Origin of the sequence: Helicobacter sp., assembly GCF_022511165.1 — a bacterium.
In the GTDB taxonomy this organism is placed as follows: Bacteria; Campylobacterota; Campylobacteria; order Campylobacterales; family Helicobacteraceae; genus Helicobacter_C.
This window is the reverse complement of record NZ_JAFLSB010000016.1, coordinates 1-24,362: the sequence shown is the minus strand read 5'-3', so window position 1 is coordinate 24,362 and position 24,362 is coordinate 1. Positions and strand designations below refer to the sequence as shown.

At 37.8% G+C, this 24,362-nt stretch carries 27 protein-coding genes; 10 read left to right on the top strand and 17 right to left on the bottom strand.

The features are described 5' to 3' along the window. Nucleotides 1–8: 8 nt before the first annotated feature. From rpmE to J1E28_RS03795, 9 genes are all read right to left on the bottom strand, one after another. Nucleotides 9–212: a 50S ribosomal protein L31 gene (gene rpmE, locus J1E28_RS03835; protein WP_291026909.1), complete on the bottom strand. Its 204-nt coding sequence runs from the start codon at nucleotides 210–212 to the stop codon at nucleotides 9–11. Nucleotides 213–315: 103 nt separating this feature from the next. Further along, nucleotides 316–879 (bottom strand): elongation factor P, encoded by a 564-nt coding sequence (efp, locus tag J1E28_RS03830; protein WP_291026906.1) that lies wholly within the window; start codon nucleotides 877–879, stop codon nucleotides 316–318. 96 nt (nucleotides 880–975) lie between these two features. Continuing rightward, nucleotides 976–2,496, bottom strand: coding sequence for a malate dehydrogenase (quinone) (gene mqo / locus J1E28_RS03825; RefSeq protein WP_291026931.1), 1,521 nt, complete (start codon nucleotides 2,494–2,496; stop codon nucleotides 976–978). A 213-nt stretch (nucleotides 2,497–2,709) separates the two neighbouring features. After that, nucleotides 2,710–3,435 (bottom strand): bifunctional demethylmenaquinone methyltransferase/2-methoxy-6-polyprenyl-1,4-benzoquinol methylase UbiE, encoded by a 726-nt coding sequence (gene ubiE, locus J1E28_RS03820; RefSeq protein WP_291026903.1) that lies wholly within the window; start codon nucleotides 3,433–3,435, stop codon nucleotides 2,710–2,712. A 54-nt stretch (nucleotides 3,436–3,489) separates the two neighbouring features. Then, nucleotides 3,490–4,896, bottom strand: coding sequence for an argininosuccinate lyase (argH, locus tag J1E28_RS03815; protein ID WP_291026900.1), 1,407 nt, complete (start codon nucleotides 4,894–4,896; stop codon nucleotides 3,490–3,492). Nucleotides 4,897–4,905: 9 nt separating this feature from the next. Further along, the gene (hemJ, locus tag J1E28_RS03810; protein ID WP_291026897.1) at nucleotides 4,906–5,346 is read right to left on the bottom strand and encodes a protoporphyrinogen oxidase HemJ; all 441 of its coding nucleotides are present in this window, start codon (nucleotides 5,344–5,346) and stop codon (nucleotides 4,906–4,908) included. A gap of 173 nt (nucleotides 5,347–5,519) precedes the next feature. After that, nucleotides 5,520–6,803, bottom strand: coding sequence for a hypothetical protein (locus tag J1E28_RS03805; protein ID WP_291026894.1), 1,284 nt, complete (start codon nucleotides 6,801–6,803; stop codon nucleotides 5,520–5,522). Between the two features lie 55 nt (nucleotides 6,804–6,858). Then, nucleotides 6,859–7,995, bottom strand: coding sequence for an Opr family porin (locus tag J1E28_RS03800; RefSeq protein WP_291026891.1), 1,137 nt, complete (start codon nucleotides 7,993–7,995; stop codon nucleotides 6,859–6,861). A 141-nt stretch (nucleotides 7,996–8,136) separates the two neighbouring features. Continuing rightward, nucleotides 8,137–9,096 carry a radical SAM/SPASM domain-containing protein gene (locus J1E28_RS03795; protein WP_291026888.1) on the bottom strand — a complete coding sequence of 320 codons (960 nt, stop codon included), beginning with the start codon at nucleotides 9,094–9,096 and terminating at the stop codon, nucleotides 8,137–8,139. Nucleotides 9,097–9,344: 248 nt separating this feature from the next. Between J1E28_RS03795 and htpG the strand changes: the two genes are divergently transcribed. Next, nucleotides 9,345–11,201 carry a molecular chaperone HtpG gene (htpG, locus tag J1E28_RS03790; protein ID WP_291026885.1) on the top strand — a complete coding sequence of 619 codons (1,857 nt, stop codon included), beginning with the start codon at nucleotides 9,345–9,347 and terminating at the stop codon, nucleotides 11,199–11,201. Between the two features lie 135 nt (nucleotides 11,202–11,336). Here htpG and J1E28_RS03785 read toward each other — a convergent pair whose 3' ends face one another. From J1E28_RS03785 to J1E28_RS03750, 8 genes are all read right to left on the bottom strand, one after another. After that, complete coding sequence (locus J1E28_RS03785; protein ID WP_291026882.1) at nucleotides 11,337–11,951, bottom strand: outer membrane beta-barrel protein; 615 nt, start codon at nucleotides 11,949–11,951, stop codon at nucleotides 11,337–11,339. Nucleotides 11,952–12,139: 188 nt separating this feature from the next. Next, entirely contained in the window at nucleotides 12,140–12,727 is a 588-nt protein-coding gene (locus J1E28_RS03780) for a phosphoribosyltransferase (RefSeq protein WP_291026879.1), read from the bottom strand. 65 nt (nucleotides 12,728–12,792) lie between these two features. Next, nucleotides 12,793–13,380 (bottom strand): dTMP kinase, encoded by a 588-nt coding sequence (gene tmk / locus J1E28_RS03775; RefSeq protein ID WP_291026876.1) that lies wholly within the window; start codon nucleotides 13,378–13,380, stop codon nucleotides 12,793–12,795. After that, entirely contained in the window at nucleotides 13,380–13,877 is a 498-nt protein-coding gene (gene coaD, locus J1E28_RS03770; RefSeq protein WP_291026873.1) for a pantetheine-phosphate adenylyltransferase, read from the bottom strand. The genes tmk and coaD overlap by 1 nt, the downstream gene beginning before the upstream one ends. 3 nt (nucleotides 13,878–13,880) lie before the next feature. Then, nucleotides 13,881–14,468: a UbiX family flavin prenyltransferase gene (locus J1E28_RS03765; RefSeq protein ID WP_291026870.1), complete on the bottom strand. Its 588-nt coding sequence runs from the start codon at nucleotides 14,466–14,468 to the stop codon at nucleotides 13,881–13,883. Between the two features lie 42 nt (nucleotides 14,469–14,510). Further along, a complete protein-coding gene (flgA, locus tag J1E28_RS03760; protein WP_291026867.1) occupies nucleotides 14,511–15,440 on the bottom strand; it encodes a flagellar basal body P-ring formation chaperone FlgA in 930 nt (309 codons plus the stop codon). Next, nucleotides 15,441–17,537 carry a UvrD-helicase domain-containing protein gene (locus J1E28_RS03755; protein ID WP_291026864.1) on the bottom strand — a complete coding sequence of 699 codons (2,097 nt, stop codon included), beginning with the start codon at nucleotides 17,535–17,537 and terminating at the stop codon, nucleotides 15,441–15,443. It lies immediately after the preceding gene. After that, a complete protein-coding gene (locus J1E28_RS03750) occupies nucleotides 17,538–18,032 on the bottom strand; it encodes a DUF2147 domain-containing protein (protein WP_291026861.1) in 495 nt (164 codons plus the stop codon). Nucleotides 18,033–18,187: 155 nt separating this feature from the next. Between J1E28_RS03750 and J1E28_RS03745 the strand changes: the two genes are divergently transcribed. The 9 genes from J1E28_RS03745 to J1E28_RS03705 all read left to right on the top strand — a co-directional run bounded on the left by J1E28_RS03745 (nucleotide 18,188) and on the right by J1E28_RS03705 (nucleotide 23,993). Next, the gene (locus J1E28_RS03745) at nucleotides 18,188–18,871 is read left to right on the top strand and encodes a hypothetical protein (protein WP_291026859.1); all 684 of its coding nucleotides are present in this window, start codon (nucleotides 18,188–18,190) and stop codon (nucleotides 18,869–18,871) included. A 14-nt stretch (nucleotides 18,872–18,885) separates the two neighbouring features. Continuing rightward, nucleotides 18,886–19,500 carry an orotate phosphoribosyltransferase gene (gene pyrE, locus J1E28_RS03740; protein ID WP_291026856.1) on the top strand — a complete coding sequence of 205 codons (615 nt, stop codon included), beginning with the start codon at nucleotides 18,886–18,888 and terminating at the stop codon, nucleotides 19,498–19,500. 5 nt (nucleotides 19,501–19,505) lie between these two features. After that, a complete protein-coding gene (locus tag J1E28_RS03735; RefSeq protein ID WP_291026852.1) occupies nucleotides 19,506–20,075 on the top strand; it encodes an RDD family protein in 570 nt (189 codons plus the stop codon). A gap of 118 nt (nucleotides 20,076–20,193) precedes the next feature. Continuing rightward, nucleotides 20,194–20,628 carry a flagellar basal body rod protein FlgB gene (flgB, locus tag J1E28_RS03730; RefSeq protein ID WP_291026849.1) on the top strand — a complete coding sequence of 145 codons (435 nt, stop codon included), beginning with the start codon at nucleotides 20,194–20,196 and terminating at the stop codon, nucleotides 20,626–20,628. A gap of 15 nt (nucleotides 20,629–20,643) precedes the next feature. Next, a complete protein-coding gene (flgC, locus tag J1E28_RS03725; protein ID WP_291026846.1) occupies nucleotides 20,644–21,135 on the top strand; it encodes a flagellar basal body rod protein FlgC in 492 nt (163 codons plus the stop codon). An 11-nt stretch (nucleotides 21,136–21,146) separates the two neighbouring features. Beyond that, nucleotides 21,147–21,458 (top strand): flagellar hook-basal body complex protein FliE, encoded by a 312-nt coding sequence (fliE, locus tag J1E28_RS03720; RefSeq protein ID WP_291026843.1) that lies wholly within the window; start codon nucleotides 21,147–21,149, stop codon nucleotides 21,456–21,458. 8 nt (nucleotides 21,459–21,466) lie between these two features. Then, nucleotides 21,467–23,284 carry a penicillin-binding protein 2 gene (locus tag J1E28_RS03715; protein WP_291026840.1) on the top strand — a complete coding sequence of 606 codons (1,818 nt, stop codon included), beginning with the start codon at nucleotides 21,467–21,469 and terminating at the stop codon, nucleotides 23,282–23,284. Then, nucleotides 23,281–23,742, top strand: coding sequence for a Sua5 YciO YrdC YwlC family protein (locus J1E28_RS03710; protein ID WP_291026837.1), 462 nt, complete (start codon nucleotides 23,281–23,283; stop codon nucleotides 23,740–23,742). The genes J1E28_RS03715 and J1E28_RS03710 overlap by 4 nt, the downstream gene beginning before the upstream one ends. Next, nucleotides 23,742–23,993: an RNA-binding S4 domain-containing protein gene (locus J1E28_RS03705; protein WP_291026834.1), complete on the top strand. Its 252-nt coding sequence runs from the start codon at nucleotides 23,742–23,744 to the stop codon at nucleotides 23,991–23,993. Before J1E28_RS03710 ends, J1E28_RS03705 begins: the two co-directional genes overlap by 1 nt. Nucleotides 23,994–24,362 lie beyond the last annotated feature (369 nt).

Below are 24,362 nucleotides of genomic sequence, written 5' to 3'. Positions count from 1 at the left end.
GCACAGGCTTATTTCATATTATATTTTTGTCTAAATTTTTCAACACGTCCCGTAATATCTGTGATTTTATCACTGCCGGTATAAAATGGGTGGCAAAAGCTCGAAATATCGATACGAAGCTCACTTTTGGTGCTTAATACTTCAATTTGCTTCCCGCTTGTTACACAAGTTACTTTGCAGGGTATATATTCTGGGTGAATGCCTTTTTTCATTATATAATCCTTATAAAAAATAAAATGGCAGATTCTATCAATTCCTGCTTTAATTCCTGCTTTAATCAAGCAAAAAATATGCAAGGATTCTTAAAAAACTTCATTATTTCACTTTTTCGAGATATTCACCGGTTTCGGTATTAACTTTAATCTTTTCGCCTTCAAGCACGTGGAAAGGCACTTGCACTACCGCACCAGTTTCAAGCGTAGCGGGTTTTTTACCACCGCTACTTGTATCGCCTTTAAAATTTGGTGCAGTTTCAGTAATGCTAAGCTCTACAACAAGTGGCACATCAACAGAAATTGGCTTTTGGTTATGAAATAGAATCTGCACATTAAGCCCATCAATGAGCCATTTTGCTGCATCACCTACTTGATCATCACTCAAAGCTATCTGCTCATAAGTTGTTGTATCCATAAATTGAAATGTATTTCCATCGTGGTAGAGAAACTGCATCGTGTTTTCTTGTAAATTCGGCTCTTCGCACTTATCGCCTGCGTGAAAAGTTTTTTCAATCACTTTGCCATCAAGAAAGCTTTTAATTTTTGCCCTTACAAATGCTGCTCCCTTACCGGGCTTTACATGCTGATACTCTGTGATTCTATAAGGAATTCCATCAATTTCAATTTTTAAACCCTTTTTAAGTTCGCTCATTCCAATCGCCATTGCATATCCTTAATATAAAATAAATGAAGCATTATAACAAAAAATTATTGATTTTTAGCTTGAGGAGCGTAGCTTAAAGCTACACTTTTTTACGCACTAAATTGGACGGAAAGGCATTTTTAGTGTTTGAGCAGTTTTTGAGCGACACTCATTAAAATGGGTAATATTTTCTTCAAGTGAGCGCTTATAAGAAGGCACCATTTGAGCAAGCTTATCGCGCCAATCATTTGAATTCATCTTATCACTAAAGCAACGTTCAAGAACTTGAAGCATAATATTAACCGCTGTTGATGCACCCGGAGATGCACCAAGTAACGCCGCTAAAGAGCCATCTTGTGAGGCAATCACCTCTGTGCCAAATTGCAAACTTCCTCTGCCATTGGCATCTTTTTTGATAATCTGCACTCTCTGTCCCGCAAACACCGGCTGCCAATCTCTAAACTTCGCAGCAGGAATAAACATATTGAGTTTATCCACACGTTGAGAATGAAACATTAGAATCTGCTTAATAAGATATATCGTAAGAGGCACATTATCTAACCCTGCTTGAATCATAGGGAGGAAGTTATTTGCACGTATAGATAAAGGAAAATCAAAGAAGCTACCACGTTTAAGAAATTTGGTATTAAATCCCGCATAAGGTCCAAAAAGTAGCTCTTTTTTACCTTCTATGATGCGTGTATCCAAATGTGGCACAGACATAGGAGGATCACCAATAGAAGCCTTGCCATAGACTTTAGCATTATGTTTTTCTATAATCTCGCGGTTTTTACACACAAGCCATAGCCCACCTACAGGGAATCCGCCATATCCTCTACCTTCAGGTATGGCACTTTTTTGTAGAAGTGGAAACGAGCCTCCCCCCGCACCCAAAAATACAAATTTTGCTTTAACTTGCTTTCTTTCGCCCTTTTGTTTATCAAGTATATCAAGTTGCCAAACACTACCCTCTTTGCGTAAATCGCATACTTTATGATTCACATACACATTAAAACCATCTTTTTGGCTTAGCTTATCTCTAAATTGTCGCACAATCTCGCCAAAATCAACATCGGTTCCTTCTTCCATATAAGTAACTGCTATTTTTTGTTTTTCATCTCGCCCATCAAGCAAAAGTGGAGCCCATTGCTTAATTTGATCCCTATCTTCAGAATAGCTCATATTAGCAAAAAGGGGACAAGCTTTGAGCGTTTCATAACGTTGCTTCAAATAAGGCACAATATCATCAGCCACAAAGCTCAAGTGTGGCACAGGATTCAAAAAAGTATGTGGCTCTTTGAGAATCCCCGCTCTCACACAATATGCCCAAAACTCCTTGCTTAATTCGTATTGTTGGTTAATATTCAATGCCTTTGTAATATCAATACTGCCATCTGCTTTCTTAGGTGTATAGTTTAGCTCACATAATGCCTGATGTCCTGTTCCTGCATTATTCCAACACATACTGCTCTCTAATGCTACATCTTCAAACATTTCATAGACGCTAATATGCGCAGAAGGTTGAAGCTCTTTTATCATCGCTGCCAAAGTAATGCTCATAATGCCCCCACCAACCAAAGCTATTTCTGAATCTTCACTCATTCTAACCCCTTTCTTTTGCTTACGCTCACGCGAGATGGCAAGTTGATATTATGAAACATTGAATTTCGTTTCACCTTATAATAAAAGATTTTTGTAAATAACATTCGTAAAAGGTAAAACAAAAACTATACTTTAGTTACTAAAGTTAATTTTTATCCCTAATGTTACATTTTGAGATTACAATCCTCTATTTTTGCTTATCATTAAAGCTTCATATCAACATTTAATTTAAATGCGATTATACCTAAACTAAGACTTAATCCCCACATAAAGTGTAGAAATATTTGCGCTATATCCTTTCATAAAATAACTCGTAATACCCCGATTTTGACATTTTTCTTTTAAAGTCTGCGCACTTACAAAATCCTTTATAGAGTTTGGCAAATACTTATATGCAGCATAATTGCGTGAGATAAGCCCTCCTACTAAAGGCAGAATCTTACGCGTATAAAAGCGCATAAACTGCTGCAAGAATCCAGCATTTTCATCATTCATAAATTCTAAAATCACAAGCACCCCTCCCTTTTTAAGCACACGCGCAAACTCATCAAGTGCGCTATCAAGAGCCACCACATTGCGCAACCCATAAGCAATAGAGAGAATATCCACGCTTTCAGATTCTATATTTAATGCCTTTGCTTCCCCTATTTCAAGCTTTAAATACTCATTGAGTGGAGCAAGTTTTTGCTTTGCAATCTCAAGCATACCCTCTGATGGGTCAATACCTCGCATTTGTATTATTTTCTTATGCGCTTTCTTGGCTTGATAATCCCAATGCCAAAGCATATCGCCTGTGCCACACGCCACATCAAGCACACATTCTATATGATCCTTACCTAATGCTTCAAATGCCTTTTTGCACGCCATTACACGCCAACTCACATCTATACCTAAGCTCATCACACGATTTGCCTTGTCATAAGTTGGCGCAATCTCATTAAACATACTTACAATTTGCTCTTGCTTATCACTCATTCCCTAACCTTCACTTAAGTTTAAAACTATTGGGCGATTAACTCGCTCTTAATTTCACTCTCTTTCTTGAATGTAATGCTTATGCTCTTTGATAAAATCCATAAGCTCATTAATTTGCGCCTGTGTTTGAGAGGCTGAAGTGCCTCCTAAGGTGTCTCTAGCATTCATAGAGGATTCTAAAGAAAGCACAGATTTTACTCCTGCTTTGATACGAGAATCAATAGCCATAATTTCTGCCTCTTCTAAATCGCTTATATCTACACCCTTACTTTCAGCAAATGCAACCACTCTCCCTGTGATATGATGCGCATCACGGAATGCCACATTACACTCACGCACCAAAAAATCCGCCAAATCCGTAGCGCTTAAATGCCCACATTTTGCCATTTTAGCCATATTATCAGTGCGAATACTCATCGTATCAAGACATTCTTTGGTGATTCTAAGACATATACGCACATTCTTTAACGCATCAAATACACCTTCTTTGTCTTCTTGCATATCTTTATTATACGCTAAAGGCAAACCTTTCATTACGCTAAGAAGCCCCATAAGTGAGCCATACACGCGCCCACTTTTTCCTCGCAAAAGTTCAGGCACATCAGGATTTTTTTTCTGTGGCATAATCGAACTTCCTGTCGCATACGCATCACTTAGAGTAATAAAAGCAAATTCTTGTGTGCTCCATAGCACGAGTTCTTCAGCTATGCGTGAGAGGTGCATCATAATCATAGAAAGACTATAAAGCATATCAAGGGCAAAATCCCTCTCACTCACAGAATCCATAGCATTGAGTGTAGGCGCACTAAAGCCTAGAGATTCTGCAAGATATACTCTATCATTGCCATAGGGGGTCCCTGCTAATGCTCCGCTCCCAAGCGGACAAAAATTATTGCGTTTATAATCATCTTCTAGGCGCAATATATCACGTTTCAAATTGCACGCCCACGCGACAAGATGAAAGCCAAAGCTCACGGGTTGAGCGTGTTGTAAATGTGTCATACCCGGCATAATGCTTTGTGTATGTTCTTTGGCAAGTTTAAGAATAGATTCCATAAGCTCAAAAAGCAAGGAGCGTATAAAAATATTTTGTTTTAAAATATACAGACGAAAATCCAATGCAACTTGATCATTACGGCTACGTGCCGTGTGGAGCTTTTTGCCTATATCGCCAATACGCGCCGTGAGGGCAGATTCTATTGCCATATGTATATCTTCATCACTTGCCTTGAAATGAAAATCGCCTTTTTCTATCTCTTGAGCAATGTCTGCAAGGGCTTTACAAATTGCCTCTACTTCATTGGGTGGCAAAATGCCAATTTTACCAAGCATTTGCGCGTGAGCAATAGAGCCAACTATATCCTCTCTCCACAGCTCTTTATCAAAAAAAATCGAAGCATTAAATTCCTCTAAAAGTGAGCTTTGCTCCAAAGCAAATCGTCCGCTCCATAGCTTTGCCATTTTTATTCCCTATATTGGTTTGCATACAACTAAAATAACAATAATAATCAACAAAAGAGTAGGAATCTCATTAAAAAATCGAAAGAATCTATGGCTTTTTGTGCAAGAACCATTGCCTAGGGTTTTGATAAAATATCCGCACATTAAATGATAAATTAAGAGGCAAAGAACGCATACAAGCTTAATATGAAGCCAAAGTCCAGAAACTGCTACTTTAAACACATCAGGATTAAGCGCAATTAAAGCTAAACCTGTAAGTAAGGTAAATATGAGTGCAGGTATGCCAATATATTTGTATAACCGCCATTCTTGCTTTTTAATAATCTCTACATAAGCTTGTATATCACGATGCTGTGCGTGATATACAAATAAACGCGGAAGATAAAATAACATTGCCATCCAAGAAACTAATGCCATAATATGAAATGCCTTGATATATAAAAATTCCATATTTTCTCCTTTAAATATTATCATTTTGCCCTAAAGTTATTATTATACATTACTTTTAAGAAGTTTGGTTATTGATGAAGTTTCTTTTGTAATCAAAAAAGTGGGGGAGGAAAGCTAGGAAAACCTCCTAGCTTTAAGTGTAAAAATTATTTGTAGTTAGATTTATAAATGAGCTAGAATCCAAACTTAACAAATCCAAGTACTGAATGACTCCATTTATCGCCATTTGAAGCATTTTGGAGGAGATTCCCAAGTGTGCTATCTGCACCTATTTTGGCTGTGCCTACATATCCAGCACCCACACTCAAATACATCTCATCATTGTTTGTCCAAAGTTTTATTGAACCAACTGCAGAAATTTCTTCATAATCACCACCGGAGTAAAGCAAATCAAGAGCTATGCGTTTAGCCTCTATGCCACCAAATACATACCAAGTATTGCCATAGCCCAAGAAACTACCCCAACCAGCACCGCTTAAGCCTCCACGATACCCATAGAATCTCCCCCTATCACCAAAGTTTAAAAGATGATTATCATTTTTTTGGCTTATATACCCAACTCCAAGCTTCCAAATATCATCAAAACGCAATTCTTCATCAACCCAAAGAGTTATGCCATTTGTGCTTTCAGCCTTGCCTACGATATTATCTATGCCATAAACTCCTCTTAAGGTAGTAATTGATTTAAGATTCTCACTTCCAAGCTCAATTTGTGCTTTTGCCCCGGCATTAAGTATATCATCTGTGCCTGTTCCATTTTTGATAGTATCAACAGCAGTATTTACATCAGTAAGATAAGCTACAAAGGGTGAGAGTTTCACAACACCAAAATCAAAATCAAGTCCCGCACTCGCAAGCTCACCGATTTTTGAAGTATTTTTATCATTTTGATAAGTATTAAAGCTTGAAAGCTCATAGCCCATTCTATTGTAGGCTTGTCCTGCACCAAGTTGAGCATTTCTCCAATACGCCCAAAAGCTCACTGCCTTGCTACCAACATTGAGCGCACCACCTTGCACATTTCCATAAATCCAATCCACGCCTGTGTAGTTTTTGCCATCTCTACCAAAATAAAACTGCCCTATATCAAAGCGTCCAAGCACAAAACTTAAATATTTGCTATCATAGCGAAAATACGCATCGGATACATCAACATTTTTGGGAATCGCCCTATCGCCTACATAGTTATCTTGACTGCCTGTGCTATAAAATGGATAAACACCCCAAGCACCAATCCCTATACTCATTGTTGAATTTAAACCTATATCAAGCCCAACTCTTGCACTCACATCTGCATAAGCTTGCTGCACTTCTTTGCCATTTTTATTGAAGGTAGGCAAACCACCAAATCCTTGATGATACAATGCTCCTAAGTGTCCAAAAGGGTTTGCTTCTATTGCATAACCACTCACTGCCAAAACAGCGGCTAGTGAAATAAGCAAAAAATGCTTTTTCATTCTCTCTCCTCAATTAATGTTAGAATCTCAAAAAAGAGATTCTAACATTATAGCATTAAAAGCTTACCTGTCCAAAGAGGCGCACAAGGAGGTAGTTTTTGCCATCATTAGCAAAGATAGAATCATCAAGCGTGAAACTCGCATTATTAATCATACCTATAAGCTTTGCACCTATTTTTATATTGCTTTGTGGTTCAGAGGTTAGCCCAACTTCCCAATTAAAGATATTTTTTGAGTCAATAGATGTATGGCGAATCGCCCCATCAAGCTGCACATATTGTTTTAAATCATATTCCACAAATCCATAGAGTGTAGTTGCATTATTATAAAACAATCCCTCACGTCGCTCAAAATAACTACTCTGTCCAAATGAATCAATCCCTCTCGCACCATTTTTTGCTACAGAAATCACTCCCCCACCTGCATTCATACCAGCCCACTTCACACCTCCTTCTAGCCACGCAAAACCACCATCACCATTTGTTTGTGAATAATCAATAACCTTCTTATTTCTAGCTGTAAAAGCAAGAAAGTGCATTTTTCCATAAAGAACAGCACTATTTACAGGCACAGCTACAAGCACTTTTAATCCAAATGATGTAAAATCACTTGGCGCAGCATAAATATAAGGTGTAATTTGCAATGGAGAATCAGGCAAGGTAAGCGCAGCACTCAAATACATTGCCCCTATATTACCAAAAGGGTTAAAAAAATCTTTCATACGATAATTTGTAACATAAGCATTTTTCCACGCCCAAATAAAATTAACCTGTAAATTTTCTACATCTTCATAGCTTACTGCCGCACCTTGCGTGTAATACTTAATCCACTCGCTATCTGTTTTGAATCTTCCCACATACATACTGATACGATTAGGATTTACAAAGTTTGCATTAAACTCTGTAAAAACAAAATTTTCTTTTACCTGTGAAAAATCCCCACTTTTAGATTGAAAAAGTTTTGTGGCTGCCCACATTGATGTTCCTAGCCCAATACCTCTAAGTCTGCGAGTTTCATAGCCAAGCGAAACATTGGCATCAACAAAGCTTGGTGCGCCACCTGTCATACCTTGATAATATAAGCCCATATGCCCACTTGGAGTCCCAGTAAGAAGCCAACGTGCTAAATCATTTGCGTTTGCAATCCCGCTTAAAGCAAATGCACACGCAAGAATTGCGATTATCTTCTTCATAAAATCCCTTTTAATACAAATATTCTAATTCCTTTTAGAATCCATTTGCCCTCTACTAGCAAAAATAATTCCATAGTTAAAGCTAGTTCGAACTTTGCTTATTTTAAGAGCCTATTTTTAGGTTTAAATCTTTATGGAAGTTCAAGGATTTTGCAAAATTATTTTATAACCACACTTTTGGCATAATTTACAAGGTGCTATGCCTTTTTTTAAAGATTCTCTAAAGGCTTGAAAATGTTTAGACTTGATAATTTCTTGGAAACTTTGCTCTTTTATATTCCCAAAACTCGCCCTCCCCTCATAATCAATACAGCAAGGCACAAGCTCACCATTACTTAACACGCCACATTGTTTTAAACTCCCATAGCATAAAGGCTTATGAATAGTCTTAGATATTTTTTTAGAATCTTTTATTGCATAATCTCTATCCTCTTGCTCCCACTCAAATGAAGCTGTGGGTTTTAAAAGGATTTTTGGAGCAAGTCGTATGCGCTTTTTGCGTTTTTGCAGAGAATCGCACTCATTGCTTCCTTGCCAAAAATCAATGCACCCCAAATCAATGCGTGAAGATTCAGGGCAAAAAGGTGCAAAAAATGTCTCTATCTCTTTTATCATCGCCTCAAATGCCTTGCCTCCTTGAACAATATCTTTTTGATGTAAGCGCAGATTGATAAAATTTGGCGCATTCTCTTGTATATGCTGCTTACAAAAAGCTAAAATTGTTTGTAAATGCCCCATTGTAAGCAACTTTGGGTTTGCCAAAAACGCACTAAGAGAAAAGCTCACCTGCACGAAAGGCTCTTGCAACAAAAGCCCAAAATGCTTCTTTTTAAGAAACAAACCAGTCGTAACCAAATCGATTTTAAGGCGGTAAGAATGCGCAATCTGTGCATATTTTTCAAAATCCCTTACGCTTAGAGGATCGCCAAGTATGTGCAAACTCACGCGTTTTGTTTTATTTTCAATCTGCGCACACAAAGAGCTAAAGAGTGAGCTATCCATTATGCCTCGCATATTCTTTTTTTTACTACTTGGGCAAAATCCACAAGAGAGGGCGCAATAATCGCTTATTTCAATATAAATTTTCTCAAATTGCGCCATTTATGCTCGCCTTTAGAATCATTTTCTCACATATCAAAGCATTATTTTACATCAATAATTGAAGAGGCTTTCATAAAGCTTATAAAAACATTATCACATCGACTTTAAACCCTACATAATATAGAATTACTAAATATTTCTTATACATATTCACTCATAAAAGTTTATAATCTTACTATAAACTTTACACAAATTTATCATTTTCTGCTATGATTGCTAAATTATTTTAGAAATATCAAGGAGTAACAATGGCAACAAAACATCAATTCCAAACCGAAATCACACAGCTTTTAGATTTAATGATACATTCTTTGTATTCCCATAAAGAAATTTTTTTAAGAGAACTTATTAGCAATGCCTCTGACGCGCTTGATAAGCTCTCTTATCTCACACTTACTCAAGATCATCTTAAATCGCTTTCTTTCACACCACGCATTGATATACATTTTGATGAAGCCAAAAAAACTATCACTATTGAAGATAATGGTATAGGTATGAATGAAGCGGATATGAAAGAGCATCTTGGCATTATTGCCAAATCCGGCACAAAAAGCTTTCTCGCACAACTTAGTGGTGATAAGAAAAAGGATTCAGCACTCATTGGGCAATTTGGTGTAGGCTTTTATTCTGCTTTTATGGTGGCTCATCGTGTGGTGGTGCAAAGCAAAAAGGCAGGAGAGGACAAAGCCTATGCGTGGGTAAGTGAGGGCAAGGGCGAATATGAGCTTGGAGAGTGCATTAAAGAATCTCAAGGCACACAAATCACACTCTATCTGCGCGAAGAAGAAGTGCATTTTGCTTCTAGATGGGAGATTGAGAGTATTATCCACAAATATTCCGAACATATCGCTTTTCCTATCTATTTGCATTATATAGAATCCACCTTTGAGGGCGAGGGAGATGAAAGAAAAGAAAAAAAAGAAAACAAAAGCTCCCAAGTCAATACCGCTAAGGCATTGTGGAAGATTCCCAAAGCCGAGCTTAAAGAGAGTGATTATAAAGAATTTTACGCTACGCTTTCACACGATAATAACGAGCCTCTGCGGTGGATTCACACAAAAGTTGAGGGTAATTTAGAATACACCACGCTTTTTTATATTCCCAAAAAAGCCCCTTTTGATCTCTATCGCGTGGATTATCAATCTGGCGTAAAACTCTATGTCAAACGCGTTTTTATCACTGATGATGATAAGGAGCTTTTGCCGCCTTATTTGCGTTTTGTGCGCGGGGTAATTGATAGCGAGGATTTACCGCTTAATGTAAGCCGTGAAATACTCCAACAAAACAAGATTCTTGCCAATATCAAATCTGCCTCTACAAAGAAAATCTTAAGCGAAATAAGCAATATTGCAAAAAAAGATGAGGAATATAAAGAGTTCTACAAAGAATTTGGCAAAGTGCTTAAGGAGGGCTTATATAGCGATTATGAAAACAAAGAAAAACTCTTAGAGCTTCTACGCTTTGATAGTTTCAAGGCAGAGAATCTCTCACTCAAAGCCTACAAAGAAGCAATGAGCAGTGAGCAAAAAAGTATTTATTATGCTTTAGGCGAAAATAAAGAATTACTCAAAAACACACCACTCCTTGAAAAATTTGCACAAAAGGGCTTTAATGTCTTGCTTTTAAGCGATGAGATTGATGCAATTGTGATGCCAATGGTGGGCGAATACGACAAAACGCCTCTTAAAAGCATTAATTCTAAAGAGGCATTAGAGGAGCTTGGTGAGGAGGCTATCCCAGAAGAGACACAAAAAGCATTTGAAGGGCTTATCAAAGGATTTAAAGAGGCTTTAGGGGAGCAAATTGCTGATGTAAAGCTCTCTAGCTTAGGCGATGCGCCTCTTACACTCATCAAAGAAGATTCCAATCCTATGATGGCAAATCTTATGGCGCAAATGGGGCAAAGTATGCCAGAATCTAAGCCAACTATTGAGCTTAATATCAATCACCCTATTTTTGAAAAACTCAAAGATGCTCAAAGCGAAAAAATCGCTCAAAGTGCGCTTTTACTTTTTGGAGCTGCGCTTGTGCTTGAGGGTGGCACACTTGCAGATGCAAAAGCCTTTCATACACAGCTTAATAGCCTTATCCTCCAGAGTCTTTAAATGCTATGGAAATGTGCATTGTCTCCGCTACCCGCATTACCAGCACACACCTCGTGTGCTATCCATACTACACAAAAATCGCTTGAATCTTTAAAATGCAAAAATAAAATGATTCTAGAATCCAAAATACTAAGGCTAAATACTGAAACTATAAATATAGCGCAAACCTATGCTGTAATTTTGTCGCATCGTTGCTTTAAAACCTCCTACTGAGATTAATGTCGTTTCAGTAAGAGGAATTTTAGTAGCAAATTCGAATCCATGATGCTTAGCTATCTCTGTGCGCACACCAAGATTAATCGCAAAACCAAGGCTATTTTTGGTAATTTTCTGCCCATATAGCCCCATAATAGATTCGGCAGCATCTATTTCATCGCCACTCCAACTATACCCGCCAAGATTAAGCCCCACAAATGCACCAAAGTCAGAGTATTCGTTAGTAATGAAGTTATATAACATATCGATATTAACCCCGTAGTTAAGGAGATTAACATTTCTTATGCTTGTCCCTGAAAGATTCGCAAAGAGCCGCACACCAAAATTAGGAGCAAAAAATGTCTTATATCCTATGAGCAATTCATAATTTAGTCCGCTTGCTGTATCTGAAACATCATCAGGGAAAATAACTATTTTTTCTTTTAATTCGCTAGTACCTAGCCCAACGCCTACAAATGCACCGCTTTCTTCAGCTACAAGTGCGCCATTTGCCAAAGCCAAAGCTACTGCTGAACTCACAAACATTTTTTTCATTGTTGCTCCTTTTTTGAAGTAAAATTCACATCACAAAGGTTTATTTTGCAATGTAGGTAAGTATTATATACCCCCCCCCCCCCACTTAAAATTTGCTTAAGTGATAACTTTTTTTTTTTTTTGAAAAAATTATGCTATGGGGGAGTGTGTAGGATATTTAAAAAGAAAATAATAAGAATAAAGTTTATTTATTCTCTTGCATCACAAAGCGTGAGGCAGAAAGCTATATGATACTCGCTTAGCACATTAATAGCTTCATTCAAGCTTGTGCCAGTAGTGATAATATCATCAAGCAAAACAAGATGAGGGGTTTTGAGTGCTTTTTGCAAAACAAAACCCTTAGGATTATCTCGCCGAAACTGCAAACTCTCTCCTGCATATTTCACATTATTTTGTGCTTTCAATACGCCATAATATGCTTTAAAAACCCCTTTGCTTTGCTGTGCAAATGCCTTTATAATCACACCATTATGAGAATACGCATTATAAGGATAATCATCTAGTCCAATCAGTGCTGTGTTATGCAGAGATTCTAGAATCTCTGCACTCTGTGCAAAAAAATATTGCGCTGCTTTTTGAGCAAGAAGTGCGAGTATGCGCGAACCAATAAGATGATATTTACTCTGCATCAGCAAAGCAACATCTTCATAGCGATAAAAGCTATATACTTTTATAGAATCTGTAAGGATTCTATGTCGTGGTGTGAGTGGGATAGAGCTAAGGCAATCTTTACATATCACATTCCACGAAAAACGCTCACACACAAGGCATTTCATTAGCTCCCCTTGCCTATTCTCATATTTTTTAACTTAAAGGCTTAGAGAAAAAGCACTTTAAATCCTTACATCTCTTGATTAATCGCCTCTATAATCTCATTGCAAATTTCTTCTCTTTTTTTGCTTGCATCTATCACAATATGCTTAAGCCCTATGTGTTGCATTGATTCTAAAAGGCGATGCTGAATCTCAAGCATAAATTCAACCCCCCTACTCTCAATGCTATCGTGCATTTTTTGTGCTAAACGCTCCTTTAAAACTTCTCTCTCAAGCCATAAAAGCACTACTAAATGTGGAAAATATCCCCTCAATGCGCTCTCATTAAAGGCAATACTTTGTTTCATATCTATATTTTTTGCATACGCAATGCCCGAAATCACGCTTCTATCAGAAATTACAAGCCTATTTTTATGTGGAAGTAGCACCTGCGTATAATGCTGCGCCCTATCAGCCAAAAATAAAAAAAACTCGGCATAGTTATCAAGCTCAAAATGCCCTCTTTGTGGTGCAAAAAGCACAAGGTCGCGTATAGATGCCCCTAGCACACTCCCACCGGGCTCTTTAGTAAAAACTGCATTAGGATAATGTGCCTTTAGTAATTCAATCTGTGTGCTTTTTCCACAAGTATCCACCCCCTCAATCGCAACATACATTAATGCTTTCCCTTATTTCTTGTATAAAGAGTAAGAATCAAATCAGTAACATTGCTTGGCACAAGATGAGAAAAAGTGCCATTATGTGTCATAATCGCACGCACAACAGAAGAGCTAATAAACGCATTTTGCAAAGTTGGCATAAAATAAATCGTCTCTAGCTCACTATTAAGCGAGGTATTGGCATAGCCCATTTGCAACTCATACTCAAAATCACTCACCGCTCTAAGTCCGCGTATAATCACCCTTGCCTCCTTTTGCTTAGCAAAGTCTGCAAGGAGATTAGAAAAGCCCTCAACGCATACATTAGGGAGATTCTGTGTGCTTGTTTTGAGAATCTCTATGCGCTCATCAAGTGAAAACAATGGATTTTTTTCTAACGAAGCAGCCACCGCAACAATCACATTATCAAAAATACCAATTGAACGTTTAATAATATCCAAATGTCCATTTGTTACAGGATCAAAAGTTCCCGGATAAATAGCAATTTTTTTCATTTATTATTCCTGTGTGTGATATTTCCAGCGCGCATAAAGCGTATTTGGAATCTTCAGCGCATCAAGCCACTTACCTATAAAAAAACGCTCCATTGATTCCAAATCCTCTATCTTAGCATAATACCCTACAATAGGCGGAGCAATCATCACACCAAGCAAAGATAACTCGCTCATTTGCTTGAGTGCAATAGGACTTAGGGGCATCTCACGCGGAGCAAGAAGTAATGTGCGCCGCTCCTTAAGCATTACGCTTGCACATCGCGAAATAAGCTCATCACATATACCATTTGCAATTTTAGCAAGCAGATTCATACTCGTAGGCACAATCGCCATAGCATTCACGCCAAAACTCCCCGAAGCAATGCCACTTTCAATCTCATCTTCATTGTAGATACTAAAATGCTTTTTAGTTTTAAGACAATTAAGCTCTTTTTCAATATCCCTATCACATTCACTATGTGCAACTTTTTTAGCTCCATCGCTTATTATCACAAATAAATCCATAGAATCTGGTATATGCTCAATGAGCCTTAAGCCCAAATGCACCCCACTTGCACCACCTATGGCTACAATAAGCTTTTCTCTATCCACATTTTCTCCTTACTCTCCTTTGCTCTATCATAGCACAGAGTTTTATAATATTTCGCCCTTACCCTCATCAGTAATCCTCACGCGTAAAATCTTTCCACTACCGGGGTTTTTTGCATTGATAATTTCATTATATATACCATTTTGTCGTGCTTCAAGCACTACTTCCATACTAATACCATTCTCATAGCCTAAAACGCGGATTTTATCGCCTTTTCTTACAATGATTTTTGGCTTGATTTTATCTCGTGTAATCGCACTATCAGCGCGAATAAAGCTTTTTGCGCTACTTTTATTTAAATCATCTTTATTAATGTATTCTGCACCCACTCGTGCAAAAGTAATCGCCTCTGTGCGTGTATTATGTGCATTTATTACTTCATCTGCGGCAATGTTTTGTGTGCTTTTTAAAACCTGTAATGTGCCTTCAATGCGATAAAGAAAGGTAAGTTTTTTTATTTGCGCGCTGGAGGGAGTGCGGTATTTAAGGCTCAAAGTGCCATTGGGTTTTTTAAGGGCAACCTCGCTTAATTCAAAGTCTATTACCTCATAATCTTTAGGTAAATTCCCTAAAGGACGCACAAGCACATTTTCAATCTTTAAATTTTCTCCATAATACTTAATATACATTTTCTCTATAAAATCAAGCGCTTTATTTTCGCGCATATCACTAACAAATACAAATTCCACAACATCACTCTCAAAGCTTACAATCTCATAACCATAGCGCATAAAAATAAGTTTTATATCTACGCTTTTAAGCTTGAGGCTAAACTTATCTGCAGGCAAACTCGCGACTTTGAAATGTTTATCAATATGAGGGAACATATCAGTAGAATAAATATTACTTTTGCTTACTTGATAGCTTTTTTGCAAATGAAGCTTAGAATCTGGGATAAATACATCATCTACCCCATAAAGAGTATGAAGCATAAAAAACATTAAAGTGATAAAAAGTAAAGATATTTTTTTCAATTACTCCTCCTCTTCAATGATTTGCACAAAAGAGCTTATAATATTGCGCCTTAATCCTGCAAAATTAATTGTTAGCGTGCATTTTCCCTCTGTGCTACTTATGGATTCTACCACACCCATACCAAAAAGCTTATGATGCACCCGCATTCCTTCGCAAAATTCTTGCGATTGTATTACATTTTTTTGAGGCGAAGATGTAAAAGCTCCCGCTACACTGCTCTCCTCCAAGAAGCGCGAAGCTCTTAAGTATTCTCTTCTGCCTTTATAAAATCTACTCTTTGCCGAGCATAGAGTGAGAAAATCCTTTGCACGAGTGATTGCCACATAACCCAATCGCCTCTCCTCTTGTAGCTCATCATAATCGTTACATAAGGGAAAAAATCCTTCCTCTAGCCCAATCACATATACATATTTAAACTCTAATCCTTTTGCCATATGCACACTCATACAGCTTACTGCTTCACCGACAACCTCATCAGTAGGACTTGCAAGAGCCAAATCATTTAAAAAATCTTCAAGTGTGTTATGAGGATTGTGAATCACATAATCGCTAAACATACCATAAAATTCCTCAATATTGCCTTGCCTATCGACTTCATCAAGTTTGCTAAATGTAAAAACAATATGTTTTTGTATATCCTCAATCATATCACCCAAATCCTCACAACTCCGCCACCGCTTTACTTGCTCTATAAGCTCCATTAAATTTTCATAGGGCTTTTTGCCAAGTGCCTCCATACATTCTTTAGGATAAGATAAAAGCGTTGCAAAACAAGAAAGGTTTTGAGTAATAGCAAGATTCTCTAAGTTTGATTGACCAACCTTGCCAATGCCACGTTTTGGGCGATTAATAATGCGCAAAAATGAAAAATCATCATTTGGATTCACAATAAGGCGCAAATAACTCAATAAATCCTTGATTTCAGCGCGTTCATAGAATCTCATTGCGCCAATAAGTCTATAAGGAATTTTTGCACGATTAAAACCCTCTTCAATACTCCTTGAAAGCGCATTAAGACGAAACAAAATAGCTATCTCACTAGGATTTACACCCTCTGCAAGCAAAGAGGCAATATCTTTAGCAAGAAACTCCGCCTCTTTACTTTCATTTTCATTTTCTACTCTTTTAACCTCTGCTCCCTTGCCTCTCGTGCTTTTTAGATTCTTACCGAGGCGATTTTGATTATGTGAGATAAGCGCATTCGCAGCATTAAGAATTTGCTCACTTGAGCGATAATTTTCCTCTAGCTTGACAACTTTGACATTATCAAAAGCTTGAGGGAAATTTAAGATATTGCGCACATCAGCTCCCCGCCACCCATAAATACTCTGGTCATCATCGCCCACCACACAAAGATTGTGATGCTCTATGCAGAGTAGCTTTAGAATCTTATCTTGAATTTCATTTGTATCTTGGTATTCATCAACCATAATATATTTGTATTTCTCGCTCGTTTTCCACGCAATATCTTGCTCTTTGTGTAAAATCTTATAAGTAAGATAGAGCAAATCATCAAAATCAAGTAAATTTTTACTCGCTAAATAATGCTCATATTCCCCATAAATCTTATTCATTAGCTTTAATTCCTCATTATGGGCATAGCTTTGAGATTCTTCAGGGGAGAGGGCGGCATTTTTCATACTTGAAATATAATAATCACATTCTGCGGGCGGAAGTTTTTTGTTACACAAAGTTTTTACAATCGCGCGTTTATCATCGCTATCAAGCACGATAAAATTGGATTCTCTCCCCAATACACCAATATAAAGGCGCAAAAAGCGTAAGCCAAATTTATGAAAGGTGCAAAGAAGTGGTGGTGCATTAAGGGTATGGCTTAAAAGCGATAACGCTCTCTCTCGCATTTCCCCTGCAGCTTTATTAGTAAAGGTAAGCGTGAGTGTATTTTCTGGTGGTATCCCTGCCTCATCAATCAAATAAGCAAGGCGCGTTGTAATGGTTTTTGTCTTTCCGCTCCCTGCCCCAGCAAGAATAAGCATCGCACCTTCAAAGTGCGTAACTGCTTCTTTTTGCGCAGAATTAAGCAAATGAAAGGCTGCTTTAAATTGAGGAGAGCGAAAAGAAGATAAAACTGACATTTAGGGCTGTATATCTTTCAAACTTTCTAACACTGCAGAAAAATCAGGCTTTTGTGATAAATAGGGCTTGACTTCCTCTTGGCTTAGCCTTCTCCATACCTTTGTTTCACCTATGAATCCGGACTTATCGACACTAAAGCGCAACTGCAACTCATTTTTTACAATGGTAATTTTTACATTATATGTATGTCCGTCAAAATCATACGCCCTGCCATCTTTAAAGACATCGCTATCCCCATCACGCACAAGATTATACATAAACACAACGCCCTTATCAGTGCGATTTCTTAAGGCAGGATTAGGATTTTTCACATCTTTTTTAGGTGGGCTACCATCGACATTGACAAAGCCATAAGCATAGTATTTATCATTAAGCTTAAAAAATTCTATGATAGATTGTTGCCCACTCACGCCTTTATGGGTCATATAATATCCCTCTAGCTCACTTCCAAAACTCATACATAAACATACAAGCATAGCCCCTAAAATCCGCATTGCATTTCCTCCATTTAGGATATAGAGTGATATGGCACGAGATTCGCTTCTATTATGATAGGCAAATGTGCCTCATTTTTTGCAAGTATAACAAAAATATATTAGAATAATGCAATTTTATAGCTAAGAGTGAAGTTTATAAAAAAGGGGAAAGATTGAGTAAAAAACTTTATGTGATACTAGGTTTTCTCACACTATGGAGTATGATGTATGGAGCGCAGGTAGTGCCTGTGGAGAATTTCTCACGCGATAAAGATCCAATAGAAGTATTAGAAGATGTTTCAAAAACGCGCCAAGAGCTATTCTATGAAGTCAATGGTATCAATATCAAAAAAATAAAAAATCCACGAGAAGGTTTATATGCGCTTATAAATCTCGGGGCTGTTTATACACCCTCACTTGGCACAAGCAGTATATTAGGAGTAGAGGCAGGATATGATTTTATTTTTAGCTCAATTCACTCACTACGCCTTTTTGGTTTTTTTGATCGCACAAATTATGGTGCATTTGCAGATTTAGAATTTAATGCAAATAAACCCAATCGTATGCAAATTTATCGTGCAGGATTCTCCGCAGAATACAGAATCTACGCTTCGCGTTACATAGGATTCCGAGTGCGTGTAGGCTCACTTGGTGCTTATAGCCTTTCACGCACTGATAATGCTGCGCTCCCTACTCTTAGCACACAGCGCAAAAAATGGTTTTATCCTACCTTTGCCTTTGGACCTATTCTTGTCTATGGCAAACACCACGAACTTTTTATTGGCTATGATTTGCTTGATTATGAAAAAGAGCGCGGAGCAAGTGTGAATTATCTCAAATACTCGTATCGATTTTGACAAAAGGAGATTCTATGCTTGATGTCAAACAATGCTATATCAATGCCAATGCCTTGCTTAAGGGGCATTTTCTCTTAAGTAGTGGCAATCACTCTAACTACTATTTGCAATCTGCGCGTGTGCTTGAAAATCCTATTATTGCTGAACAATTAGCAAATGCTCTTGCCACGCAAATTAAAGCATCAAACATCAAGGTAGAATGCGTATGCTCACCTGCGCTTGGTGGGATTCTTGCCGGCTACGAACTCGCAAGAGCTTTAGGAGTAAGATTTATCTTTACCGAGCGAGTTAATGGGCAAATGCAGCTTCGTAGGGGATTTGAAGTATCTCAAAATGAAAAAGTGCTTATATGTGAGGATATTATCACTACCGGTGGTTCGGCTTTAGAATCTGCACAATGTGTAGAATCTCAAGGTGCAGAGGTGGTTGCCTATGCGGGATTAGCAAATCGAGGATTTTGCAAACGCGTGGGCTCAAATCTTCCTCGCAAAAAAGAAGCACGATTACCCGAGCATATCCCACTTTTTGCGCTTGAGGATTTTGTATTTGATATGTATGAGCCAAGCTCTTGTCCTTTATGCAAAAAGGGGGAGCAAAAGGCAATTAAGCCCGGTAGTCGTGGAAATTAGCATCTATGGCAGTACCTACGCGTTGGCGCAAAGTCAAATCCTCTCATAAAAATTCTAAAAAACAAGATATAAAAAATCAGGATTCAAGCTCCCAATGGATTAAAATGCGTGATTTTTCCCTCAAAAAACAATTACATCTAATGTATGCAAGTGAGCGCATAAAGGCTTTTATCACCGATATGTTTATGATTAATATGCCACTTTTATATCTCACAACTTATATATTTTTAGACGGCAAAGAAGCTTTTACGCATAACCAAAATGTGATTTTTGCTTGCGGGATAAGCTATGGTGTGATACTTTCACTTTTTTTTGCATTTGCCGCGCAAACACCGGGCTATCGCTATATGCACCTTAAACTTGTGCGATTTGCACAAAAACAAACACATAACAATGAGGTAGATTCTTTAGATACAAAAACGCATAAAGTAAGCTTTTTACGCGCTTTTGTGCGCTATGGACTATGGGTGCTTGGTACAAGTTTTCTTTTTGGCATTTTGATGGGTATTTTTCGCAAAGATGGGCGATGTCTGCACGATGTGCTTTGTGGCACACAAATTGTAAGTATAGATTAAAACTTTTTTACCTCAAAAAAAATAAATAAAAATCTTTAAAGAATAATGAGCTTAGCCCATATTTGGAATGTATTTTGCTTAAATCTTGCATATATAATTCCACACAAAGAGGTAGAAAATGGCTATAGCAGATATTTCAAAAATTTATCCAGTCGTCTATAAGGCACTTGATTATCGTTCAGTAAGACAAGATATGATTTCTTCAAATCTTGCAAATGCCACCACACCCCTCTATCGCCCTAAAGATATTAACTTTGAACAATACCTAGCAAGAGAAAATCAAAAAATTTTTGGCACTGCACCTAGAAGTTACAAACTCGAACTTGCCAAGACTTCAGAAAAACACCTTGATACAAGACGCGTTTCAGAAGATAGTGCGACAATATTTTGGCGCGATGGACATTTGGCAAAAAATGACGGAAACAGCGTGGATTTAGATGTAGAAACAAGTGAAATGGGAAAAAATAGCACGATGTATAATGCCCTCACAAGCGCATTAAAGCGGCATAAGGGAATCTTTAGCTATGCTATGGATTCAGGTAGAAATATCTAATCTTAAGGAGAAAGAATGTTTTTATCAAGTTTTGATATTAGTGGATATGGGCTTTCAGCTCAAAGAGTGCGCATTAACACTATTTCATCAAATATTGCTAATGCCAACACCACACGCACCGATGAAGGCGGTCCATATCGCAGAAGAGAAGTGGTATTCCAAGCATTTGATTTCAATAAAGTATTAAACGAAAAATTGGGAAAAAATAACCAGCAACTCAAATATGAGGACCCTTTAAATGAGGGGGATTTGGGAAAAGAACCAAAACCTGCTATAATGAGCGTGTATATTCGTAAAATTGCGCGCGATGATAGGGAACCATTAATGAAATACGACCCAAGCCACCCAGATGCAAATTCTGAAGGCTATGTCGCTTATCCTAATGTTAATCCTGTTGTCGAAATGGCCGATTTAATAGAAGCAACACGAGCCTACCAAGCAAATGTTGCAGCGTTTCAAAGCACAAAAACAATGGCAAGCAATGCGATTACAATGTTTCAAGCATAGGAGAGAAATAAATGGCTAATCAATTTGGTGTGATTACAAATGATATTCAACCTATCAGTGTAGATAATAAGAATGTCCAAAATAAAGAAGCACAACAAAGTGGGCTTGATTTTGTCAATGCACTGAAAAATTCAATCCAAGATGTAAATACAGAGCAACAAACTTCAGAAAAAGCACTTGCAGATATTGCAAGTGGGCAAGTAAAAGATTTGCACCAAGCAGCAATCGCTATTAACCGCGCTGAAAATAGTATGAAAGTAATGCTTGAGGTGAGAAACAAAGCTATTAATGCCTATAAAGAAATCCTAAGAACTCAAATCTAAGGATTTGCGTGGCATATTATGCAAAAAAAACAGGGATTGTTATCTCTGTTTTTTTCCTCATACTTCTATGTTTTATTATTTTTTTAAGTATCGTCTATATCAAGATGATAACCCCCCGCAAACTCCCCGCACACGATGCCACTAGAAGCGATACTTCTATACGCGGTAGCCTCTATACAAGTGATGGTTTTGAGATTGCTTATAGCGATAAGCTCTATAAAGCAAGTGTCAATACTCAAAGTATCGACCCAGATAAAAAAGAATTATTTATCACGCTTTTTTCCATTTATAGTGGAATTCCACAAGAAGAAATACGCAAGAAACTAAGCCAAAAAGGCTATGTCGTGCTTTCATACACGCTTAATTCCACTGCAGCCACAAATCTCAAGAATCTTAATCTTATACTTATCCGCTATGACGTATTTAGAGAATATGAGGACAAGAGAGGGCGGATTATTCAAAAAATGGGCTTAAGCATCGAAGTAAGTGGCAATAATAGAAATTATGTATATAAAAATATCCTTGAGCCACTTATTGGCTACACGCGCAAAGTAGAAAATCAAAACATTACGCACGTTGATGGCGTAAAGGGTGTGGAGAAATACTATAATGATATACTCTCCCCCAAACAAGATGGAAGCATCACCGGTAAGCGCGATGTGGGATTCAATATTGTCGCTAATAAAGCCGCTATGATACAGAGCCGACAAGATGGTTTTGATGTTACACTAAGCATTCCTTTGGGATTGCAAAGAAAGATTGAACTTGAACTTGATGAAGCAAAAAAACGTTACAAAGTGCGTGAAATTATCGCAGGGGTAATGGATTCTAAAACGGGTAGAATCCTAAGCCTTGCGACTTCAAATCGCTTTGACCCAAAAAATATTCAGCAAAAAGATTATCCTCATCTTAATCTCAATGCCATTGAGTATTCTTATGAGCCCGGTAGCACAATTAAGCCTATTATCTATGCGATTTTGTTGCAAAAAGGAATGGTAAGCCCAGATGATATGATTGAGCTTGATAATGGATATTACAAACTCAAAAGTTATACCATACGAGACACTCACCCGCTTAAGAGTGCGAGCGCAGAGGATATTATCGTGCGCAGCAGCAACATAGGAATGGTAAAAATTTCCAAAGACTTAAAACCCAATGAATATCACATTGCGCTTCACGCCTTTGGCTTTGGTGAGCCAAGCGGCATTGATTTGCCCTATGAAAAAACAGGTTTAGTGCCAAGTCCAAAAACTTTTAATAACGAAGTGTATCGCGCGAGTGTAAGCTATGGCTATGGTATGAGGGCAACTTTTGTGCAGCTTATGCGCTCTTATGCGATTTTTAGCAATGGCGGATATTTAGTAACCCCACGCGTAAGTGATTATGTAACCGCCCCCAGTGGCGAAAAATATATGCCCAAACGTTTTGAACCTATCGCTATTCTTTCTCCTCAAACCACGCAACAAGTGCATAATGCGCTCGTGCAAGTGGTAAAAAAAGTCATAAAAATCGCACAAGTTGATGGCATTATCACAGGAGGAAAAACCGGCACAGCAAGAATCGCGCTTAATGGCAGATATGATAGTAAATACAATGGCTCATTTTTTGGCTTTGCCCAAGATGAGCAAAATGCCTACACGATAGGTGTCGTGGCTTTTGAATCTGATATAAAAGATGATTATTATGGCTCACGCACTGCTGCACCAATCTTTCGGCGCATTGTGGATATTCTACTTGAAGATGGCTATCTTAAGCCCATAGAGCCGCAACCTCAAGAATCTCAAACAGAAGATTCTAAATCCCCTGATAACGACACAATAAGATGATACAAAGCACGCAAAAAACACAACCCCCACTTATTTATCTTGCACAATGTGATACCACCATAGGCTTATTAAGCACAAATGCTAAGATTCTCAATATCGCTAAAAATCGCCCCAAATCACAAAATGTGCTAATGCAAGTTGCCTCACTTCATATTCTTAAAAATTATGCGCGAATCCCCGCAAAACACAAAAATCGTATAAGAAAATCAAAATATTGCACTTTTATTTATCCAAACAAAAAGGCTTTGAGGGTGGTTAATGAGGGGCAACACACGCAGTTTTTTGCCCCCTTTAAAATGCTGTATTCCACTTCGGCAAACCCTACACAAAGCGCATTCAATCAGCAATGGGCAGAGGGAATCTGCGATGTAATTGTGCGCGATACAAGGGGATTTAGAGCAAATCAAGGCTCAAAAATCTATAAAATCAACCACCAACGCATCAAAAGGATTCGTTAATGCGTATCGATAAATTCCTTAGTAGTGTTAATATCCTCAAAAGACGCGCTATCGCCCAAGATATGTGCGAAAATGGCGTAGTAAGCGTGAATAATGCCATAGCAAAATCAAGTAAAGAAGTGCGTGTAGGCGACATAATAGAATTGCGCTACCTTGAATACACAAAAAAATATGAGATTCTTGCCCTCCCTACGACAAAAACCATACCTAAATCTCAAAGTAAAGAGTATTTTAGGGAGCTAAAGCCCTAAAATGCTTTAATTAAAAGCTTTGTAGTGCGCGATACAAGGGCGGATTCTATTTGTCTTATGCTAAAGCAACCAAGTTTTATAAATATCTTTAAACAATAGCGCACAAGCTCATAATAGAGATTGTAGAATCCACCCCATACAAAATCGCATTTTGCAAATCATTTATGGGGGTGCGGATTCTAGATTCTTTTCTAACTTTGCGCGGGTTTTTAGTAATAAAGTATATCTTTATTACCATAAAAAATAAAATCGCGTGAAACGCAAACCTCTTAAAGCGTCGTCGGGGGCGAGGTGTATATCACCGAGCGATTTTTAAGGGGGAGTGAGATGTATATCATCGAGCCGACTTCGCATTTGTGCAAAGCACCA

Bases quoted from the DNA above. Each gene is read 5' to 3' on its own strand.
- rpmE (WP_291026909.1), bottom strand. From the start codon at position 212: ATGAAAAAAGGCATTCACCCAGAATATATACCCTGCAAAGTAACTTGT.
- efp (WP_291026906.1), bottom strand. From the start codon at position 879: ATGGCGATTGGAATGAGCGAACTTAAAAAGGGTTTAAAAATTGAAATT.
- ubiE (WP_291026903.1), bottom strand. From the start codon at position 3,435: ATGAGTGATAAGCAAGAGCAAATTGTAAGTATGTTTAATGAGATTGCG.
- argH (WP_291026900.1), bottom strand. From the start codon at position 4,896: ATGGCAAAGCTATGGAGCGGACGATTTGCTTTGGAGCAAAGCTCACTT.
- hemJ (WP_291026897.1), bottom strand. From the start codon at position 5,346: ATGGAATTTTTATATATCAAGGCATTTCATATTATGGCATTAGTTTCT.
- J1E28_RS03805 (WP_291026894.1), bottom strand. From the start codon at position 6,803: ATGAAAAAGCATTTTTTGCTTATTTCACTAGCCGCTGTTTTGGCAGTG.
- J1E28_RS03800 (WP_291026891.1), bottom strand. From the start codon at position 7,995: ATGAAGAAGATAATCGCAATTCTTGCGTGTGCATTTGCTTTAAGCGGG.
- J1E28_RS03795 (WP_291026888.1), bottom strand. From the start codon at position 9,096: ATGGCGCAATTTGAGAAAATTTATATTGAAATAAGCGATTATTGCGCC.
- htpG (WP_291026885.1), top strand. From the start codon at position 9,345: ATGGCAACAAAACATCAATTCCAAACCGAAATCACACAGCTTTTAGAT.
- J1E28_RS03785 (WP_291026882.1), bottom strand. From the start codon at position 11,951: ATGAAAAAAATGTTTGTGAGTTCAGCAGTAGCTTTGGCTTTGGCAAAT.
- J1E28_RS03780 (WP_291026879.1), bottom strand. From the start codon at position 12,727: ATGAAATGCCTTGTGTGTGAGCGTTTTTCGTGGAATGTGATATGTAAA.
- tmk (WP_291026876.1), bottom strand. From the start codon at position 13,380: ATGTATGTTGCGATTGAGGGGGTGGATACTTGTGGAAAAAGCACACAG.
- coaD (WP_291026873.1), bottom strand. From the start codon at position 13,877: ATGAAAAAAATTGCTATTTATCCGGGAACTTTTGATCCTGTAACAAAT.
- J1E28_RS03755 (WP_291026864.1), bottom strand. From the start codon at position 17,537: ATGTCAGTTTTATCTTCTTTTCGCTCTCCTCAATTTAAAGCAGCCTTT.
- J1E28_RS03750 (WP_291026861.1), bottom strand. From the start codon at position 18,032: ATGCGGATTTTAGGGGCTATGCTTGTATGTTTATGTATGAGTTTTGGA.
- pyrE (WP_291026856.1), top strand. From the start codon at position 18,886: ATGCTTGATGTCAAACAATGCTATATCAATGCCAATGCCTTGCTTAAG.
- J1E28_RS03735 (WP_291026852.1), top strand. From the start codon at position 19,506: ATGGCAGTACCTACGCGTTGGCGCAAAGTCAAATCCTCTCATAAAAAT.
- flgB (WP_291026849.1), top strand. From the start codon at position 20,194: ATGGCTATAGCAGATATTTCAAAAATTTATCCAGTCGTCTATAAGGCA.
- flgC (WP_291026846.1), top strand. From the start codon at position 20,644: ATGTTTTTATCAAGTTTTGATATTAGTGGATATGGGCTTTCAGCTCAA.
- fliE (WP_291026843.1), top strand. From the start codon at position 21,147: ATGGCTAATCAATTTGGTGTGATTACAAATGATATTCAACCTATCAGT.
- J1E28_RS03710 (WP_291026837.1), top strand. From the start codon at position 23,281: ATGATACAAAGCACGCAAAAAACACAACCCCCACTTATTTATCTTGCA.
- J1E28_RS03705 (WP_291026834.1), top strand. From the start codon at position 23,742: ATGCGTATCGATAAATTCCTTAGTAGTGTTAATATCCTCAAAAGACGC.